General features: G+C 40.5%; 18 protein-coding genes. 12 read left to right on the plus strand and 6 right to left on the minus strand.

Going from position 1 to position 18,290, the window contains the following annotated elements:
- Window positions 1-168: 168 nt before the first annotated feature.
- The 6 genes from L4C32_RS17305 (at window position 169) to rmf (ending at window position 7,735) form a co-directional block, all read left to right on the plus strand.
- Complete coding sequence (locus L4C32_RS17305) at window positions 169-711, plus strand: cell division protein ZapC (RefSeq protein WP_428198145.1); 543 nt, start codon at window positions 169-171, stop codon at window positions 709-711.
- A gap of 602 nt (window positions 712-1,313) precedes the next feature.
- Window positions 1,314-3,437, plus strand: a complete 2,124-nt coding sequence (gene rlmKL, locus L4C32_RS17310) for a bifunctional 23S rRNA (guanine(2069)-N(7))-methyltransferase RlmK/23S rRNA (guanine(2445)-N(2))-methyltransferase RlmL (RefSeq protein WP_428198146.1) — start codon at window positions 1,314-1,316, stop codon at window positions 3,435-3,437.
- A gap of 5 nt (window positions 3,438-3,442) precedes the next feature.
- Window positions 3,443-3,709: a glutaredoxin family protein gene (locus tag L4C32_RS17315; protein ID WP_428198147.1), complete on the plus strand. Its 267-nt coding sequence runs from the start codon at window positions 3,443-3,445 to the stop codon at window positions 3,707-3,709.
- Window positions 3,687-5,597, plus strand: coding sequence for an ATP-binding cassette ATPase Uup (uup, locus tag L4C32_RS17320; RefSeq protein ID WP_428198148.1), 1,911 nt, complete (start codon window positions 3,687-3,689; stop codon window positions 5,595-5,597). The genes L4C32_RS17315 and uup overlap by 23 nt, the downstream gene beginning before the upstream one ends.
- 12 nt (window positions 5,598-5,609) lie before the next feature.
- Window positions 5,610-7,331, plus strand: coding sequence for a DUF3466 family protein (locus L4C32_RS17325; RefSeq protein ID WP_428198149.1), 1,722 nt, complete (start codon window positions 5,610-5,612; stop codon window positions 7,329-7,331).
- Window positions 7,332-7,561: 230 nt separating this feature from the next.
- The gene (gene rmf / locus L4C32_RS17330) at window positions 7,562-7,735 is read left to right on the plus strand and encodes a ribosome modulation factor (protein WP_428198150.1); all 174 of its coding nucleotides are present in this window, start codon (window positions 7,562-7,564) and stop codon (window positions 7,733-7,735) included.
- A 155-nt stretch (window positions 7,736-7,890) separates the two neighbouring features.
- Here rmf and fabA read toward each other — a convergent pair whose 3' ends face one another.
- Window positions 7,891-8,409: a bifunctional 3-hydroxydecanoyl-ACP dehydratase/trans-2-decenoyl-ACP isomerase gene (gene fabA / locus L4C32_RS17335; RefSeq protein ID WP_428198151.1), complete on the minus strand. Its 519-nt coding sequence runs from the start codon at window positions 8,407-8,409 to the stop codon at window positions 7,891-7,893.
- A gap of 63 nt (window positions 8,410-8,472) precedes the next feature.
- Window positions 8,473-10,125 carry an AAA family ATPase gene (locus tag L4C32_RS17340; RefSeq protein WP_428198152.1) on the minus strand — a complete coding sequence of 551 codons (1,653 nt, stop codon included), beginning with the start codon at window positions 10,123-10,125 and terminating at the stop codon, window positions 8,473-8,475.
- 224 nt (window positions 10,126-10,349) lie between these two features.
- On the opposite strand from L4C32_RS17340, the gene matP reads away from it, so the two are divergent.
- The 3 genes from matP to L4C32_RS17355 all read left to right on the plus strand — a co-directional run bounded on the left by matP (window position 10,350) and on the right by L4C32_RS17355 (window position 11,933).
- Window positions 10,350-10,811 carry a macrodomain Ter protein MatP gene (gene matP / locus L4C32_RS17345; protein WP_428198153.1) on the plus strand — a complete coding sequence of 154 codons (462 nt, stop codon included), beginning with the start codon at window positions 10,350-10,352 and terminating at the stop codon, window positions 10,809-10,811.
- Window positions 10,812-10,825: 14 nt separating this feature from the next.
- Entirely contained in the window at window positions 10,826-11,143 is a 318-nt protein-coding gene (locus L4C32_RS17350) for a DUF3634 family protein (RefSeq protein WP_428198154.1), read from the plus strand.
- Between the two features lie 577 nt (window positions 11,144-11,720).
- Window positions 11,721-11,933, plus strand: coding sequence for a hypothetical protein (locus L4C32_RS17355; RefSeq protein WP_428198155.1), 213 nt, complete (start codon window positions 11,721-11,723; stop codon window positions 11,931-11,933).
- Between the two features lie 198 nt (window positions 11,934-12,131).
- Here L4C32_RS17355 and L4C32_RS17360 read toward each other — a convergent pair whose 3' ends face one another.
- Window positions 12,132-12,521: a helix-turn-helix transcriptional regulator gene (locus L4C32_RS17360; protein ID WP_428198156.1), complete on the minus strand. Its 390-nt coding sequence runs from the start codon at window positions 12,519-12,521 to the stop codon at window positions 12,132-12,134.
- Window positions 12,522-12,641: 120 nt separating this feature from the next.
- On the opposite strand from L4C32_RS17360, the gene L4C32_RS17365 reads away from it, so the two are divergent.
- From L4C32_RS17365 to L4C32_RS17375, 3 genes are all read left to right on the plus strand, one after another.
- Complete coding sequence (locus L4C32_RS17365; protein WP_428198157.1) at window positions 12,642-13,784, plus strand: phage/plasmid replication protein, II/X family; 1,143 nt, start codon at window positions 12,642-12,644, stop codon at window positions 13,782-13,784.
- An 11-nt stretch (window positions 13,785-13,795) separates the two neighbouring features.
- Window positions 13,796-14,071 (plus strand): single-stranded DNA-binding protein, encoded by a 276-nt coding sequence (locus L4C32_RS17370; protein WP_428198158.1) that lies wholly within the window; start codon window positions 13,796-13,798, stop codon window positions 14,069-14,071.
- 237 nt (window positions 14,072-14,308) lie between these two features.
- The gene (locus L4C32_RS17375; protein WP_428198159.1) at window positions 14,309-14,509 is read left to right on the plus strand and encodes an RstC protein; all 201 of its coding nucleotides are present in this window, start codon (window positions 14,309-14,311) and stop codon (window positions 14,507-14,509) included.
- Between the two features lie 197 nt (window positions 14,510-14,706).
- Here the strand turns inward: L4C32_RS17375 and L4C32_RS17380 are convergent, their stop codons facing one another.
- From L4C32_RS17380 to L4C32_RS17390, 3 genes are all read right to left on the minus strand, one after another.
- Window positions 14,707-16,788, minus strand: a complete 2,082-nt coding sequence (locus L4C32_RS17380) for an ATP-binding protein (protein WP_428198160.1) — start codon at window positions 16,786-16,788, stop codon at window positions 14,707-14,709.
- Between the two features lie 8 nt (window positions 16,789-16,796).
- Window positions 16,797-17,975, minus strand: a complete 1,179-nt coding sequence (locus L4C32_RS17385; protein ID WP_428198161.1) for an FIST signal transduction protein — start codon at window positions 17,973-17,975, stop codon at window positions 16,797-16,799.
- Window positions 17,976-18,077: 102 nt separating this feature from the next.
- Window positions 18,078-18,290 (minus strand): hypothetical protein (locus L4C32_RS17390; RefSeq protein WP_428198162.1); only part of this gene is annotated, 213 nt, incomplete at its 5' end.

An 18,290-nucleotide genomic window follows, 5' to 3' on the forward strand; every position in this document is an offset into this window, starting at 1 on the left:
ATAACATTTAGTTATAACTAGCTGAAAAATATATCATTTGGTTACGTACAAAAACAAAAAAGGGGATTTATTTCCCCTTTTTTTTTTCCGATCAGAAAGTAGAATTATCATTACATTCATCGGATAGGTTGAGTTATTCCTTTAACTGAGCCAAATAGAGAGCCTACAATGCTTAAACCAAGTGATACATGGAACTGGTATTACGACACAGAATCTAAGGCACTAATGTTAGATCTAGGCATGGAGATGGTCTTTCGAGTGAATCTTCCGGTGAAGTCTTTAGTTGACTGCGCGCTACAATCCAATGAGTTTACTGTGGACGATGCTGCCAACTACCATATGTTTATTGACCAAATCAACCACCTCCCAATTTCAGAACCTCGACGAGCAGAGCTTGCACTTAACTGTGTTGCCGCAAAGCGCTTTTTGAAGCCACTTTTACCGAAAAGTTGGTTCTTTGATTACCAGTCAACAGGCTATGCTCCTGCAGAAGCCGAAATTATCTCTTTAGCGAATACGCTAGGAGAGGGGCACTTTATTGTGATTGAGAGCTGCGAATCTGCAAGTGTCTGTATGTTGGTAGATTTGGAGCCTTGTGCATTAAACGAAACCAAGCAACTTACTTTTAGCCAGCCAATTAAAGTGATGCACGATAGAATGACCCAGGTGCAAATTAACTACGAAAATAACAGTTATGCACTGGTAGGCTAATCTACTATTTAGCATCTCACTATGGCCCAATGATTCACTTTATAACTCTGTGTTTACGGATATCTCACCATTAGTGAGCGCAACTGACTCCCCCTTATCGTTATCGAATCCCCTTAAACGATGTAAATTTTTTGTTCAATTCTTTGTTCATCAAGCTAGTCAATTCTCTTTTTAAGAGTTTCTTCGTGCACCTATCACTAAATAGGGGCAAATCTTTGCCATATTTACGTCTTAAATTTGAGAGTTCTGCGACATATTGAGGTTATTTATCGCAGGATAAACATGCCTAAACCCCATCTATTTCCAAGCCTAAGATAGATTTATTTCCTATTTATCAGTTATTTGTAATTTAATTACATCAATCAATCTTCATTGGTATATACCAGATGGGGTGAAAATGGCGATGTTAAAATGACATCAAAGTGGGCCCAGCTAACAGTGAACGCTATGCTTAGAGAGCCGTCACTGAATAATGAGTTAACCATATGTTTTATATACTCTTATTAATGGAGTTTTTTTTTGGATGATTTTCATAACATCATTGCGATTTTCCAGTTCATTTACGGTATAATCCCGAGCAATTTAACTATGTTAAGAATTTCATGAATCAATATTTAGCAATTACCTCTAGAGGACTTGAAAACCTTCTAGCGACAGAACTCGAAGAACTGGGTGTATCTAACCCACAAGTTGTACAAGCTGGCGTAAAATTTCACGCTGAAGATGAGCTGCTATATCGCTGCTGTTTATGGAGCAGAATTGCGTCACGTTTTGTACTGATTCTTTCTGAGTTCCATGTTCGTGATGACATGGATCTTTATTTGGGTGCTTCAGCCGTAAACTGGCCCAACTTCTTCGATAGCAACACAACATTTGTTGTGGATTTCAATGGTACAAACCAAGAGATTCGAAATAGCCAGTATGGGGCACTTAAAGTAAAAGATGCGATTGTTGATCGTTTCAATAAGGCCAATTTAGAGCGTCCTTCAATCAGTAAAGAGAATCCTGGACTGCGTGTTCATATGCGTTTATCTGGTGAGAAGGGGCTACTTGGTTTCGATATGGTAGGCAGTGGGCTTCATCAGCGTGGTTATAGAACAGAAGCAGGTCGTGCTCCTTTACGTGAAACACTGGCTGCAGCGTTAGTAATGCGAAGTGGATGGGGGATCGACAAGGATCTTCTTGATCCTATGTGTGGTTCAGGAACCATACTGATTGAAGCGGCTATGATCGCCGCTGAGATCGCACCGGGAGTAAAACGTCAATATTGGTGTTTTGAATCTTTAAAAGGCTTCGATGTTGATGCGTGGAACGAAGTTCGTACCCAGGCGTCAGTGAAAAGCCGTCGTGGCAGCAAGAAAGTGAGCGCTAAGTTCTTCGGTTTTGATAATGATCCACGATCAATCAAGATCGCTAAAGACAATGCCCGACGCGCAGGTGTCGACGATCTGATCCAGTTTGATGTGGGGGATGCCGCAAAGTTAGTGCGTCCAGAATGCTTTGAGACTGGCGTTGTAATTTGTAATCCACCCTATGGTGAGCGTTTAAGTTCTAATCCTGCCTTAATAGCCCTTCATACCGAGTTTGGTAACCAATTAAAGAGCGAGTTTGGTGGTAGCACGGCTTCTATCTACTCTTCTGATGACGAGCTACTAAGCTGTCTTCGTATGCGTGCTGAGAAGCAGTATAAGCTCAATAATGGTGCTTTGCCGTGTGTTCAAAAGAACTATCAAATATCCACTCGTAGTGCTGAAGAGCGTGCAGAGGCAGATAAAGCGGTTGCACCAGATTTCGCTAATCGTTTAAAGAAGAATATTGCGAAGATCTCTAAGTGGGCTCGTAAAGAGGGCATTGAGTGTTTTCGTGTTTATGATGCGGATCTTCCAGAGTACAACGCTGCGATCGATTTCTATAAAGATCAAATCGTTATTCAAGAATATGCGGCGCCTAAAACCATTGCTGAAGAGACGGCAAGACGCCGTATCATGGAGATGGTCCGTGCAACAGTCCAAGTGACTGGGGTAGACACCAATGATGTCATTTTAAAAGTACGTCAACGTCAGAAGGGCAACAGCCAGTACCAAAAGCTTGGTGAAGGCTCTCACTATATCGAAGTGAATGAATACGATGTAACGCTGCTGGTTAATTTACAAGATTACCTTGATACAGGCCTGTTCCTTGATCACCGTATTACTCGTAAAAACCTAGGAAATATGGCAGCGGGTAAAGATTTCTTAAACCTGTTTGCTTATACCGGTTCAGCTAGCGTTCATGCTGCTTGTGGTGGCGCGAAAAGCACACTGACAGTAGATATGTCTCGTACCTACTTAGAGTGGGCTCAGAAGAACATGACGCTTAATGGAATGGTTGGCAATCAACACCAGTTCTTACAAGCAGATTGCCTACAGTGGTTACAACAAGCTGATGAGCAATACGATCTTATATTCATCGATCCACCTACCTTCTCAAATTCAAAGCGTATGGAACAGACATTTGATGTTCAACGTGATCACATTATGTTGTTTGAAAACTTGAAACGTATGTTACGTGGTAACGGCGAAATCGTTTTTTCCAATAATAAGCGTAACTTTAAAATGGATTTTGACAAGCTCGACGCACTCAATCTTGTGGCCGTTAATATTTCAAGTAAAACGCTGCCTTTGGATTTCGCACGTAACAAACACATTCATAACTGTTGGGTTATTACTCATAAAATAGATGCTTAATTGTTGTGATTACTCTTTATAGTACCAGTGGGTGCCACCTATGTGAGCAAGCTTATGCGTTATTACTGCGCATAGGCGTGCCAACCTCTCAAATTGATACAGTTGATATTGCTTTTGACGATGTACTGTTTCAACGTTATGGCATTCAAATACCCGTACTCTCTTTTGCTGTCGTTAATGGGGATTCAGCTGAACAACAGTTGAACTGGCCTTTTGACGCTTCACAATTACAATCATGGTTAGAAAATAATGGCTTTAATTACCATCAATAATGGTCAACTTGCTTTTGGCAACAATGCGCTACTGGATCACTCTGATTTTGTTCTTCAACCGAATGAAAGAGTCTGTTTAGTTGGTCGTAATGGGGCGGGTAAATCAACGCTAATGAAAGTGATCTCTGGTGATATCATCATGGATGACGGCAAGCTTCAGATAATGACAGACGTAAAGGTCTCTCGTTTGGAACAAGATCCGCCGAAAGATCAAGAAGGGACTGTTTTCGATTATGTTTCTGAAGGGTTAGCCGAAGCGGGCGAGTTGTTAAAAGAGTATCACCACCTGCTGGATCTGATGGCTGAAGATCCAAGTGAATCAAATATTAATAAGCTCTCTGCGGTTCAAGAGAAGCTAGAGCACGCTAATGCTTGGCAGTTTGATACTAACATTCAAAACGTATTAGAAGCCCTTGCTCTTGATGGCAGCACGTTGTTAACAGACCTATCAGGGGGCTGGCAGCGTAAAGCGGCTCTTGCTCGTGCTCTTGTATGCGATCCTGATGTCTTATTACTGGATGAACCGACCAACCACCTCGATGTAACAACGATAGAGTGGTTAGAGAAGTTTCTGAAGGACTTCCGTGGTTCGATCATATTCATCTCACATGACCGTGCATTCATTACTTCCATGTCGACTCGTATTATTGATTTGGATCGTGGGCAACTTACCTCTTACCCTGGTGACTACCAAAATTATCTGATCGAGAAAGAGGAAGCATTGAGAGTTGAAGCGGATCAAAATGCTGAATTTGACCGTAAACTCGCGATTGAAGAGGCGTGGATACGTGAAGGCATTAAAGCTCGAAGAACCCGTAATGAAGGGCGAGTTAGAGCCCTTAAGCAACTGCGTGTAGAGCGTTCAGATCGTCGTGAAGTGGTGGGTAAAGTTAACCTGCAAGTGGATACCAGTAATCGTTCTGGAAAAATCATATTTGAAGCGAAGAATATGAGTTACAAGATCGGTGACACTGTCATTGCCGATGATTTTAGCTTCAATATTATGCGCGGTGACCGAATTGCCTTTATAGGTGCGAACGGTTGTGGCAAAAGTACGCTGATTAAACTTCTGCTCGATAAACTACAACCTGATTCAGGATCGCTACACTGCGGTACCAAGCTAGAAGTGGCCTATTTTGACCAGTATCGTGAGAAGCTGGATCCTGAAAAAACAGTGATAGACAACTTGGCTGATGGTAAGCAAGAGGTGACCGTCGGTGGTCGTACACGTCACGCTTTAGGTTATTTACAAGACTTCCTATTTCCACCACAACGTGCAAGAACTCCGGTGAAAGCGCTCTCTGGTGGAGAGAAAAACCGCCTTCTACTCGCTAAATTGTTCCTTCGAACTAACAATTTATTGATTCTGGATGAACCAACCAACGATTTAGATATCGAAACATTGGAACTTTTAGAGGATTTACTTGCCAACTATGAGGGTACGTTATTATTGGTGAGTCATGATCGTCAGTTCGTAGATAACACAGTAACCAGTAGCTGGATATTTGAAGGTAACGGTAAGATTGAAGAGTTTGTTGGTGGTTATCATGATGCGCAGAGACAACGCGCTAATGCAATGAGCCACCGTCAGTCTAATCAAGTGAAACATAAACCAAAAACTCAAGATAAAATGGAAGAGCAGGCAAGCTCGGTTGAAGTTGTGAAGCCTAAAAAACTCTCTTACAAACTTCAACGTGAATTGGAAACACTGCCTGAACGTTTAGAAGAGTTAGAGAATGAAATTGCTGAATTGCAAATGAAGGTCAATGACCCCGCTTTCTTCCAACAAGACTCCAAAACCACTGAATCAACTTTGGCGCGATTAACTGCCGCTGAATCTGAACTTGAAGTGGCTTTTGAGCGTTGGGAAGAATTGGACGCAATGTAAATAGGATATGTAATGAGTTGTAAAAGTTTTCGCCTTTCAGCGCTTGCGCTGTTAGTGCTTAGTTCAGCACCTACGAGTGCAGCGTTGTATCAAGTATTCAAAGTCACAGGCCCATCTGGAGTCGAACAGTACGGAAGTGCCATTCAACCATCTGGAGTTGCTGCGAGTTGTTTCACTAATGCATGCACGAGTTCATCGTATCAATTAGCGGGTGACAGTCGAAATATCATTGAAGGTAACTCATATCGCGAAGAGGTCCCTTTCGCTGTTAATAATGGCTTTACCTATGTGGATGGTGATAGTGATCGCGATAACATTGAAGATTATTGTACTGATCAACTGGGGTATTCAACTTGTAACTATTGGGCGACAGATCGATGGACAGATTGGTCTAATGAGTACTCCCTTAACTTTTCAACCAATGCAGCCAGTTTTTTAGAAACGGCTCAAGCGGGCATTGTCACTGACTCTTTAAACAGTGTGGTGAATGCAATTACTACGACTGGACAAGTCATTGGTAATACCAGTTTAGTCAATGCTGGCTCCGGGGTTAAAGAGACTCGAAATAGAGCGTTTATAAATACGACTGCATTGGCAACAGACGGAGGCGTTGACACTCGTGGACAAACTAGAGCGTGGGGAACAAATGATACGCTAATCGTAGGCAGTGCGTCCGTTGCTCTTGCGCATGATTATACTGGTTGTACATCTGCTTCCACTACCTTGCAATGTCAAAACTCGCAGTTTGCTTCGAAAGCGGCTGTATGGCAGGCTGGCGATCAGAGTTTAGCTGTAGTATTACCATGGGGAGCAAGTGTCAGTGCGAATATCAACGAACGCTCTGCTCAAGGAAGCGCTAGAGCAATAACAGACGATGGAAGTAAATATTACGTTGCTGGTTTCAATACTTATAGAGATGGCGATAATCTCCTTATGGATGCGACAGTTTTTGTAAGTACAGATTTAACGATAACTGCTTTACCTTCAACTTGGACTTCAAAACCTATCAGTGGTGCCCGAGTTGATGGTGGCAGTGATTATATTCACTCCAACTCAGTAGCAACCGACATCAATGATAACTTGATGGTTATTGGAACGGCGAAACGTTCAGGCGATTTCCCAAGCAATGGTACTGCTAATAATCGGTTATTTGTTGCAAAAGCCGACGATCCTACGGTGACTGCCACTTTCTTAACCGGTGGGATTTTCTTTAGCAGCGCCGGTGGAAAAATGGGGGCGGTGAATAACTTTAATGAAATCGTTGGCCAAGTGGATGTTGAGAATCACCGTGAATTTGATGGCAAGGAGCGTCGCAAACGCGGTTTTATCAATCCATACACGTTTGCAACTGGAGATGTACCAGCTAGGCGTGCAATTTTTAGTAACAAAGCGTGGTTATTAGACGATCTGACTAATGATGGCTCAAGTACTTCAACCAACAATCAGTTCAGAATCTATGATGCCACTGATATTAACGATGCCGGTGTAATTTCTGGCACCGCATTTTATTGCTCTGTTGGTTATGACTCGACTGCTCATGATGCCTATTGTGGTGGCGCCAATACGGATGAACAGCTAGTGGCGGTCAAATTGGTTCCTGTTAATGGTGCAGATAGCAGTGATATTTCTGCTCGTGGTTACGTAAATAGAACGGTAGAGCGCCAAGGTGCGGGTATCGGTTTGTTTGGCTTAGGTTTATTAGCTTTCTTAGGGTTTCGCCGAAAGTTCCATTAGGTTTTAGTAAAGTCTCAATTTTAGTCCCTTGATCACATTTCGTGTTTAAGGGATTTTTTTTGCTTGAATATCTGAAAAAATTGGACGATTCTTAAAGTGAAGTTAAGAGTCACTACAAAAAGTATGTTATTCAACTGGAGTAAAAAAAGGTGTATTGGCAAAACTTCGTGACGTAGCAACAGTAGTAAATTGTGAAGGGATACCTTCTTCGTATATGAGGACTGAACACTATGAAGAGACAAAAACGCGATCGTTTGGAAAGAGCACAATCTAAGGGTTATCAGGCGGGAATAAATGGCCGCTCATCAGAGGCCTGCCCATATCAAATGACTGACACCCGATCGTATTGGTTAGGTGGTTGGCGAGATGCTCGAGATGAAAAACAATCCGGTTTGTATAAATAGCCAATAACACATATATGGTAAGCCCCTTGAAAGTAGGGGCTTTTAATAGCTCATCAAATGCACTATAACTTACTCTTTAAGGCCAAAATAAAACCAATCATGGAGATTGGTTTTATTTTCGATTAATAGTTGCTTTCTAGTTGCGAAACAGTGAACTAGAACTTAGACGTATCGGTAAATAGACCGACCTTAAGATCTTTTGCAACGTAAATAACTTTTCCGTCGACTAATACACGGCCATTTGCAAGACCCATAACTAGCTTACGGTTAACGACACGCTTAAGCTCAATTTCATAAGTCACTTTCTTCGCCGTTGGTAATACTTGGCCAGTAAATTTGACTTCACCCACTCCGAGTGCACGACCTTTACCTTTGCCACCAATCCAGCCTAAGTAGAATCCAACCAACTGCCACATGGCATCAAGCCCTAAACAACCAGGCATCACTGGGTCACCAGGGAAGTGACAATCAAAAAACCATAAATCAGGCGTAATATCTAGCTCTGCAATGATTTGACCTTTTTCAAATTCGCCACCATCATCAGTGATGCTAACAATGCGGTCCATCATTAACATGTTTGGTGCAGGAAGAAGAGGGCCATCTGCTCCGAATACATCGCCTTGGCTGGCTGAAAGTAAATCTTCACGTGTATAAGAATTTGGTTTATCTGACATTAAAACTGCTCCTGATATTTGATGACGCTATTCTAGCTAACAGGTGTAAGCTAAGCAAGTGTACTAGTGCTGGACAAACCAGTTTTTTACTCTTCGCAACCAACTGAAAGAACAGTGGTCAGGATGCTCATAGTCATGAATTCGCTGATTGATTAAATTGAGTAGCGATTCTTCCTCTTCACTTTTTAGTGGTAAAGCGGTGAGCTTCTCTAATGCCATTGATGCATCATCAACTGGCCAAATATGGAATTTACCATCATTAACGGCTGTAATGACATCATCATTGAGCACCAGATGGGAGAGGTTAGCAGTAGGGATAATCACCCCTTGCTTCCCCGTTAGACCTTGATGAGAACAGACATTAAAGAAACCTTCAATCTTCTCATTGACCCCACCTATTGCTTGAACTTGTCCAAATTGATCAACTGCTCCAGTGATGGCGATTTGTTGGTCAATGGGTTTTTCAGCCAGGGCACTGATTAAGCAGCATAACTCGGCAAGCGAGGCACTGTCGCCATCCACTTCACAGTAGGACTGTTCAAACACCATTGATGCAGAGTAGGGTAAAGCTTCATGAAGTTGCAAAGCGTTAGTAACAAAAGCCTGCATGATCATCATACCCTTGGCGTGAATATTTCCACCCAATTCAGATTTTCTTTCCACATCAGAGATTTCGCCATCTCCAAAGTGAATTACACAAGAGAGACGAGCAGGTTCGCCATAACCACGAGGGTGCCCGGGTACTTCTAATACTGTTAGTGCATTAATTTGACCAACTCTCTCACCCTGAGTTTCAATAAGAACTTGGCCATTATAGATATCGCCAAGTGCGCGTTCAGGTAAGTAGTTTTCTCGATACAGTTTAGCGAGGCTTGCCCCTTTTATCATTTGCGCGTTGATCTGTTGGGTGTCAGGATCAATGGCAGATTCCGCCAATAGTGTTCTATTCCAAATCGGGCATAAAGAAATTCTGGATTGATCTTCGTACTCACGAGCACTGGCTATCAATAATTGTTTAAGTGCATCAGCATCGTGCAATGCAGGTAAGCCATTATTGTTGAGTAGTTGTTTAATATAGCCAATATAGAATGGCAAACTATGCTCAGTCAGTTCGGTTTCTAATTCGAACTCACTAAACAGAGACATTCCAGTACGAAGATCAGGCTCTAATTGGTCTAGATCGCCTAATAGAGAACGGTCACCAACCAGCACCAAATTAATATCAATGTTAGCCGCTGCAGGTAAATTACAGCTTCGTTTTGGGTCACTTGGTTGCCAGTTTACTTCACCGCTAAGTAGAGCGGTCTTCAAACGAAACCAAATTGTAGGGTTAGCTAATAGGGTGGTGACACTAAGGATTAAATACCCACCATCAGCATGATGAATCGCCCCTGGCTGAATAATGGCACCACCATCATCTGATTGGTGCACACAACCAAATAGCTCACGTTCAGATAAAGTTTCGATTTGAATTACAGGAGATGCGGTAAAATCACTAATCCAATCTTTAATTATTTGACGGTACACAAAATTATCAGGAGCATTTACCTGTAGAATCTTTACTTGTGATTTGAGTAGACAGAAACGTTTTATAGCATCAATCAATCTTGGTTGAAGTTTACTTAAATTGTTGTTTTCTATCTGGTCAAATTGCTCGAATATGGTGTTGAAGTTATCATATTGAGGAAGCAAAAGTATCTGATTTTGTTGATGCATCGTACCGCGCTACATTAATCATTAAAAGGCTCAGCAGTATATCGGAATCGCTAGAGACAACATAGTAACTCAGACATAAAATTGTGCTTATAGCTCAAAAAAATCAGTGTTTTGCTAAATTATCAATACCAATCAAATAATGAAGATGCAGTTGAGAAATATCTCATTCGGAGTTACATTGTCACCCGGATGTGTTTTTCAATGAGTGTATAGAAGAAGGGATTATGAAATACCAACAATTAGAGAACCTTGAAGCGGGATGGAAATGGACGTACTTAATCTCAAAGTCTCGTACCGGTATATCAGTAACCCGGTATATTGACACCAGTGAACAGCGACTTGCACTAGAACAGCTCATTGAGATGGAACATGAACCGACAGCGGTTCTTGAGTGGATTGAAGAGCACATCTCACCAGATTTGGAAAATAAATTAAAACAAGCCATCAGAGCGAAGCGTAAAAGACATTTTGACGCAGAACAAGAGCACACGAAAAAGAAATCTATCGATCTTGATTTTGCGGTATGGCAAAAACTATCAGTACGCGCTAAAGAGTTAGACTCAACCTTATCAGATACAATTGAATATTTGTTAAGTGAAGCGTCACGCACTGAGAGATCCAGTAAAAAAGTGAACACTTTAAAGAAAGACTTAGAGAGCTTATTAACCGCGGATTTGAATAAATAAAGTAGGGGATCTCAATGGTATATGTATTATTAATTGCAGCAGCATTAATCTTTTGGTTAGTTATCTATGACAGACCAATTGCAAAGATTGAATTTAAAGAAGGTGAATTGAAAGCACACAAAGGAAAAATCACTTCTCAATTTAAACATGACTGTTGTGAAATCGCTAAAAAGAGCACGTTAACAGGTATGATTAAAGTGTACGTCACTCGAAGTTCAACTAAGCTCGTATTCAGTAAGTCGATCCCCAATAAGATTCAACAGCGTATCCGCAATGTGTACCCACACGAAGTGAAAGCAAGCGTGTCAAAGCGTAAAGCCAAACGAAAATAACGCTAACTAATAGCGCGTACCTCCCTTATACCTACATAATCAAATGCACTATAACTTATATATGAGTATTAATAACACTGTTCTCCAAAGGTTGATGGTAAAGGTTAAAGATAGCTAGGTTTACTATGTAAATAAAATCAATGCTACATGTTTTAAATGAACGCTAGCTAAAGGCATAATTCGGACATTACTAAATTGGGCTTACATACAAGGTACGTATTATGTACGTTGAGTTATGTTTAGTGGTTTGCTGCAAGCCTGAACGCTGTTAAACGTGGGCGAGGGACAATCTAATCCCAAAGCTTGCTTTGGGTTATTGGATAGCGAGAATCGTTTTACAAGGCCAGCCCGTCACATAACTCGTATAATGCGAACTCATGGCATAGCCATACAAGCAACCCACCGAACGCCAAATTACAGACCAGCCTTAAATTGCGAAAACAGTCTTTTGCAGAACTGCAATTTCCTACTGAAACCCTACATCCTGCCAGACTGTTTTTTAAGCTCTATGGGCTTGTTTTTTTATGCCTTAGCCCAATCTATGTATATGACATCTCACACATTTAAGGAATAATCCATGTCATATGAAACAAAAGAATCGAACTTTACACAAATTTTAAATAATTACTATGGTGTTACTGAACAAGAAAGGCAGTGGAAAGTGACTTGTGCCGCTTTGGAACTTATGAAACATACCTTAAGTGGCAATGTGCATGGCTTTACTGAAAATGAGCGAGTTTTAGATATTGCGCAGTCAATTAGAGATTCATTAGAACATTCTACGGAATAAGCTCTATTCTTGTATAAATGAAAGTTGTAGCTCAGTAATTTGATGTTGTGTACCCAAAATCACTACGCAAACGTCTAATTTTTGAGTGTGGCCGTCCCTCTACAGGCGCAGCCTGTGGGGGGAGGGTTTCACGAAGATTTTCGACAAAATGAGTTGGGGTTCCTGTGACACCCCAACTAACTCCGGAATTCCGGAATCTTATTTTAATATACCTTCGATTTCTTTGACTTCTACGATGCTGTCGTAGTATTCATTTTCATTTAAATTTTTCATGTTCTCGAAAAACCTTAGATGGTCAGGGATCATTCTCCATGTGTACATGGTTATGAGCTCATTTGGCATTTTTGACATAGCCATTTGTATGATGAAATCTTCTAATTCCATTCTTTTGTTTCTTGCGCCTGAACATATTTCATTTGGAGTTATCTTGAGGTGTTCGGCTAACAGTTTTATTTGAGTAGCCTTTGGCTCGGTTTCCCCATTTTCCCATTTTAGATAGGTTTGCTTTGCTACTTTTACCAGCTTAGCGATCTCCTCTTGTGTGTATCCACACTCTAGTCGCGCTGATTTAATTACATCATTCAACATCAAAAAACCTCATTTAGTACGCTTTGTGGTAAGTATAGCACCACTATTTCGTACCTATTCATTGATATACGTATTAGTATCATGTATGTTATAAAAAAACGTACTTGACAGGGTTTTGATTTGTTCTTTATTGACCAACTTTTCATGCAACAAGATCACCATGAGGGAAACTTGCCTCTCGTGGGGCGTCATGTGATTGAAAGGGTTGATTTAGAGACTGGCGAAAAGTTACCGCGCTCTGTAAATCAGAAGGTTCTTGAAGGATCTTTTAGTACAAAGCTTACTATTAGGTGTGATGGAACTCGTGTTCGAGTAGAGGGAAACCCATCTCGGTGGCAACGTGTAGATAATCTTTTTGGCCTTAAAACAATCGATGAATGTGTCGCGGTTTATAACCACGTTTTATCATCTTTTAACTTACCCCCATTTACTAAAAACACTCGATTTTCACACCGCCAAACTCCAGATAAAAAATCATCATCTTTAATTGGCAATGGGGCTGAAATAACACTCATTGATTGGACTTGTAATCATTCGGTAGGCAAGGGGAATGAGCTTTCCTTCATTCGAGGTTTGTCTTCTATGCAAATTGGTCGTGGCCGTAAGCCGAAACTCCATCCAAATGGTAATACGTGCAATTGGGGAGAAGGTTCGACTTGGGTTATGAACAAGCTTTATGGAAAAGCAGTTGAGCTACAGCGTCACTTATTAAAAGCACAAAGAAAAAAACATGGAGTTGCACCAGAGGCTTTACTCTATGTTACTAAATTAATTGAATATTGCGAGTCATTCGGTGTTGTGCGAGAAGAGCATAGTCTAAGGCAATCTTTACTGAAACGACATAATTTACAGTTCTATGGTTACGTAACCGAAAAAGACTTTTACCATCACCTACAAGACATTGAGAACGCTATGAAAACTATACAAATATCACATGATGAACACCAATCGATTGCCCACCAATTACTTGCATCTGGTTCTGTTGATACATTGCGTAAAGCCAATACGACTATGAGTTATTTTGCTATGTGGCAACACGGAACAGACTTAAGAAAAGTATTAAAACAAGCTCAATTCTACGAACATAAAGCTCGGCTCAAATTAATCGGTATTGATATTGGCCAACAATTTGATGTGAGTCGTATGTGTCCGACACTCAAACGTTCTGAGGTTATTGAAGTAAAACCACTCGAAATACCATCTTGGTACAAAATACCAGTTGTAGCAGAAACCAACATTTTACCTTTTAAAGCATACGCATAGGACAAACTACCATGTTAAAAATTGAAGTTTTCAAAGAAGACGTTAGATCGACTGCTCGCACCATGCCGGGTAAAGATGGAAAACCACCACGCACCATTTATGAACAAGACGCCTATGTCCATTTGGAAGGTCGATTTCCAACGCTAACAAAGGTTCAACTTGAAGAAGGGCAGCCACCACACGAAGCGGGGTTTTATACCTTTCATAGTTCATCTTATATCGTTAATAACTACAATACGGTTGAGATGAAAAAGTACGGAAAAATCATTATCCCAATGGAGGCTTAATTATGATTAAAGTTTATATCGAGCGACATTCATCAGAATCGATCGAGCTTTATTTCCCTTCGTTACAGCAGTTTTACATGTGCAAGTATGAATGGGACATTAAGTCAGCTATTGAGGGTTTTATTGACGGTGCTGAATATGAAATTATAGAAGGTTTACCTTCAAACTAAACAGCAAAGCCCGTAACTGATGACACAGTTACGGGCTTTATCATAACAAATTGGTCTGGAGTTGATTATGACGACTCATGAATACACGCTAAATGATGTGGAACAAAAGCTTGATATCATTTCGAATATCTCCATTTTTTTAAACACTGAATCATGTACAAATGAGATCCGTAGAACCTTAATGGATCATCTCCAAAATGAAATTGAATCCATGCAAGGCATCTTATTATTTGTTCAAACGATGATGAGCGCCAACGACGAAAACTGAGGAGGCGAAGCGATAAAGAGTGCCGAACAATTTAACCAGGGACGAACGCCTTAACATCTCATCTAATTTGTTCCTGGTAATCCATCCTAGGACATTTCAACTTTGCTCTACATGTAAGTGCGTATTATATATATTATGTTAAATTGGGTTTATATGAAGCTAGAAGAACCTCTTCTCTTAACATTATTCGTGTCTTCTTATTGCTCTCTCTTTGTTTGCTGATATTGAATCAATGATTGCTCTAACTGCTGAGCTCTTATAGGTTTCGCTAGAATGCCATCCATACCAGAATCTATGATTGAACTTCTATTGGTAGAAATGGCATGTGCGGTTAGTGCGACGATGGGTATTCTTATACCCGCTGTTCGAATAGCTTTGGTTGCAGCTAGTCCATCGAGGACAGGCATTGATACGTCCATGAAAATGAGATCGAACTTGGCTTGTTCAATGGTTAATAGATCTAATGCCTGCTGTCCATTACTGACCACTGTGACCTGATGGCCTAGTTTCTCTAACATCAGTTTTACAATCATTTGATTGGGCTTACTGTCTTCTGCTACTAGGATGTGTAATGGAATGACGGCATTTGCTACTGTTTTGGCATCACTCTCTTGTTCAACGGTCTCGATGATAGGCCTCAAAGGGAGTTTAACAATAAACTCACTTCCTTTACCTAGTTCACTTTCCACAGTGATGCTGCCTGACATCATCTCAATGAGCCGTTTGCTTATTGCTAGTCCAAGTCCAGAACCACCAAAGCGTCTTGTAATGCTGCTGTCAACCTGGTTGAAGGGATCAAACATATCATTGAGTGCGTCTTTACTGATACCAATCCCGGTATCTGATACGCTGACTTTAATAAAATGAATGTCTGCAGAAATGCTGATCACTACCCGCCCCTGATGAGTGAATTTAACCGCATTACCAATTAAATTAAACAGTATTTGTGAGAATCTAGCGGGATCACCCCATATGCAATCAGGGGTTTCAGGGGTAATGGTTACAGATAACGTAATGTTTTTACTGGCTGCAGGTTCATCAAAATGCGTCATCACAAAAGTGACGGTGTCTCTTATTGTCATTTTCTGATTCAGTAATGAAAAGTTACCACTTTCAAGTTTGGATAGATCAAGAATGTCATTAATAATGATCTGCAGCAGTTGCGTAGATTGGTCTAATTGGCTTAGTAAGGAGAGTTGGCCTTCATCAATGTCTTCATTTTTAAATAGATCGACAGTACCTAGAATGACATTGAGAGGTGTTTTTATCTCGTGGCTCATCATGGCTAGGAACTGAGTTTTTGCGCTGTTGGCGTTTTCAGCTTCTTCGTGTGCTTTATGTAATTCAACTTCACGTTGTTTTCTTATACTGATATCTTTCGCAATTCCCCTATACCCTTTTAAGCGCCTCTTTTTGTCATAGAAAGGTTTTCCGCTGATTGAAAACCATGTTTTTTGATCCGTAACAGATAACCAATCTAACTCTTTAAATTCACTTTGTTGTTCAATGGCAAGGCGAATTTTTTCAGTAGTAAGGCCATGATTAATTAGAGTAAGAAGATTATTTGATACTTGAGGTAATCCATTGTTATTGGCTTTAGAAAGGTAGGTGAAATCGCAATTGATATCAATTTCCCAAAACCAATCCCCCACTGTTGATGCAAAGTCTTCAAAACGTTCTTTGCTAATATTGAGTTCTGAGGTTTTTAGGCTTACTAATGTTTTTAGTCTCTCTTTAAAATCTATATCAATGATCATTCGCTCGACCAATGGAAGATATTTGTATAACAACTCTTTGTCTGAACGAGTAAATTGCACTGGCATGGTATTGATAAGAACAATGACCACATCATAGGTATTTACTGTGACACCTGACATTAATACAGAGTGGATTGGTAGGTTTAGTTGGTGACAAATTTGCTGGAAAACATCATTTTTCTGTGGGTCAAAAAGCAATATCCCTTTCGACTGGACTGCTCTTTTTAATGTTGATGCAGGCTGCCAAACGGCATTAAAAAACTGACTATTGGAAGCCACAAGTGTTTTGAAACTGTCGTGGCTGTTTGTATTTGATAGAACGATCGCTTCATTAAACGTGATATATTTTTTCAGGGTTGAGAGTAAACCATTAAAAATGTCCTGTTTATTTCTAGAATTCGACACGGTAGTCAGTGACTCTAAAATTGCGCGGTTTTCATCTTTAAGACRACGCTCTCTGTCTTTGCTTCGTTGAAGTTCAATCAAAGTCTCTTGCAGTTTCTCTTCTAGAAAATCATCCATAATTTATCCTATGAGTGATGAAATAACACGGCAGAAATCATTAAGTTACCATGAGCATTTACGCCACTAATAAAGCTGCCCTGCTCGCCAAAAGTAAAAGGACAAATATAAGGCGCCGCATGCATTGCATCATTAACATAGTGGCAGACTTTATCCATGTTATCTTCTACATGAAGCATTAAACCGGCGCAGTAGATATTTAGTCCTCCGATTGGCGTAATTTGATCACCAAATGTATCTATCGCAGATTCAATCACTCGCCCTGCTCGGGTGATGATCTGATCGGTTGTCCCCTTCATTAAGTGAATGTGCTCACCTTCATCGATGGTTGCAAATAGTTCTATGCCCCCTTTTGGTACGAACTTGAATGGGTGAGCCAACTTATAGTAGGCAAAGTCGTAGTTATGAGTAGCAATTCGCCCTATTGGTGAGAGGGTTGATTGTGCCATGATATTTTGAGAGCGATTGGTATCAATATTGGCCCATTGGCGGTAAACCTCAGACGCTGGTTGATTATCAATCTCTAAGACCGTCCTACCATCACTTTTTGTCACGTAGCCAGACTGTTTTGTTGCACAATAACCTGAGTGAAATGAATACGATACATGACAGTTAGGGTAAAAGACGGAGATAGATAACCCGTCTGTTAATACACCTTGTTCCGTTATGATCTGCCATTTTTGTTTCATACTGGTATCTGCAGCAGAGCCACCAATCAATGGCACTTCGGAACCTAATTCACTTTCAATAAATGCAATAATACTCTCTTCAAAACCTGGGGTAGCATGCAGTACAATCAAACTTGGTGTCTCTCCATCGCGGCCACTGTGTGAAATGGCTTGCCGTAGAGTGGATTGCGTTATCTGCTTAATGTTGTGCCGCTGCATTGATGAGATTGCAGTACCATAAGCACCCTGATCATTATCTTCTAATACCCATATCCCCATAGCACTGTTAGCGGTAAACCCCGTTTCAGTCATGACACCTTTACAAGATGAGCAACCGTGAATTTTACTATTTGGGAATTGTTCTAATAAGGTAGACACAATCAAATGACCGTCGTGATTTTCAGTAAAATAACAGAGAATCATCGAGGGTTTAGCCTGCTGCTGTTGTAGAACCTTCACACAATCAGTGATCGCAGAATGTGTGTCAGTTAATGCAGAATTGTGAGTAATTATTCGCATATCATTGTCCATAATATATACACAAGATTCGGGTATTGTTACAAACAGCAGCAAAACTGCTCCAATCATTCATAACTTAACCTTAACTTGGTTATGCTAATGTTAATGCACGGGTTTTATAATAAACTTTGCGAGGTATGTTTCTGAGCCAATTTTGATATCAAGATCTAAAATTGTCCCTTCCTCTTTAACATGAAGATGAATCGTTTCAGAGTGCCACTCTTCTGCTGTTTTGAGTAGTTTAATAGGATTATTAACACTGTTTATTTCATTGCTTTTGACAGACAGAGTTGGGTTATTAATGTCACCCAATAG

Origin of the sequence: Aliivibrio kagoshimensis (assembly GCF_050337105.1) — a bacterium.
Lineage (GTDB): Bacteria > Pseudomonadota > Gammaproteobacteria > Enterobacterales > Vibrionaceae > Aliivibrio_A > Aliivibrio_A kagoshimensis.

What these genes read in the sequence shown, in the direction of transcription:
- L4C32_RS17375 (WP_428198159.1), top strand. Translation starts at nt 14,309, where the DNA reads ATGACGACTCATGAATACACGCTAAATGATGTGGAACAAAAGCTTGAT.
- rlmKL (WP_428198146.1), top strand. Translation starts at nt 1,314, where the DNA reads ATGAATCAATATTTAGCAATTACCTCTAGAGGACTTGAAAACCTTCTA.
- matP (WP_428198153.1), top strand. Translation starts at nt 10,350, where the DNA reads ATGAAATACCAACAATTAGAGAACCTTGAAGCGGGATGGAAATGGACG.
- L4C32_RS17355 (WP_428198155.1), top strand. Translation starts at nt 11,721, where the DNA reads ATGTCATATGAAACAAAAGAATCGAACTTTACACAAATTTTAAATAAT.
- fabA (WP_428198151.1), bottom strand. Translation starts at nt 8,409, where the DNA reads ATGTCAGATAAACCAAATTCTTATACACGTGAAGATTTACTTTCAGCC.
- L4C32_RS17370 (WP_428198158.1), top strand. Translation starts at nt 13,796, where the DNA reads ATGTTAAAAATTGAAGTTTTCAAAGAAGACGTTAGATCGACTGCTCGC.
- L4C32_RS17325 (WP_428198149.1), top strand. Translation starts at nt 5,610, where the DNA reads ATGAGTTGTAAAAGTTTTCGCCTTTCAGCGCTTGCGCTGTTAGTGCTT.
- L4C32_RS17305 (WP_428198145.1), top strand. Translation starts at nt 169, where the DNA reads ATGCTTAAACCAAGTGATACATGGAACTGGTATTACGACACAGAATCT.
- rmf (WP_428198150.1), top strand. Translation starts at nt 7,562, where the DNA reads ATGAAGAGACAAAAACGCGATCGTTTGGAAAGAGCACAATCTAAGGGT.
- L4C32_RS17350 (WP_428198154.1), top strand. Translation starts at nt 10,826, where the DNA reads ATGGTATATGTATTATTAATTGCAGCAGCATTAATCTTTTGGTTAGTT.
- uup (WP_428198148.1), top strand. Translation starts at nt 3,687, where the DNA reads ATGGCTTTAATTACCATCAATAATGGTCAACTTGCTTTTGGCAACAAT.
- L4C32_RS17385 (WP_428198161.1), bottom strand. Translation starts at nt 17,975, where the DNA reads ATGCGAATAATTACTCACAATTCTGCATTAACTGACACACATTCTGCG.
- L4C32_RS17340 (WP_428198152.1), bottom strand. Translation starts at nt 10,125, where the DNA reads ATGCATCAACAAAATCAGATACTTTTGCTTCCTCAATATGATAACTTC.
- L4C32_RS17360 (WP_428198156.1), bottom strand. Translation starts at nt 12,521, where the DNA reads ATGTTGAATGATGTAATTAAATCAGCGCGACTAGAGTGTGGATACACA.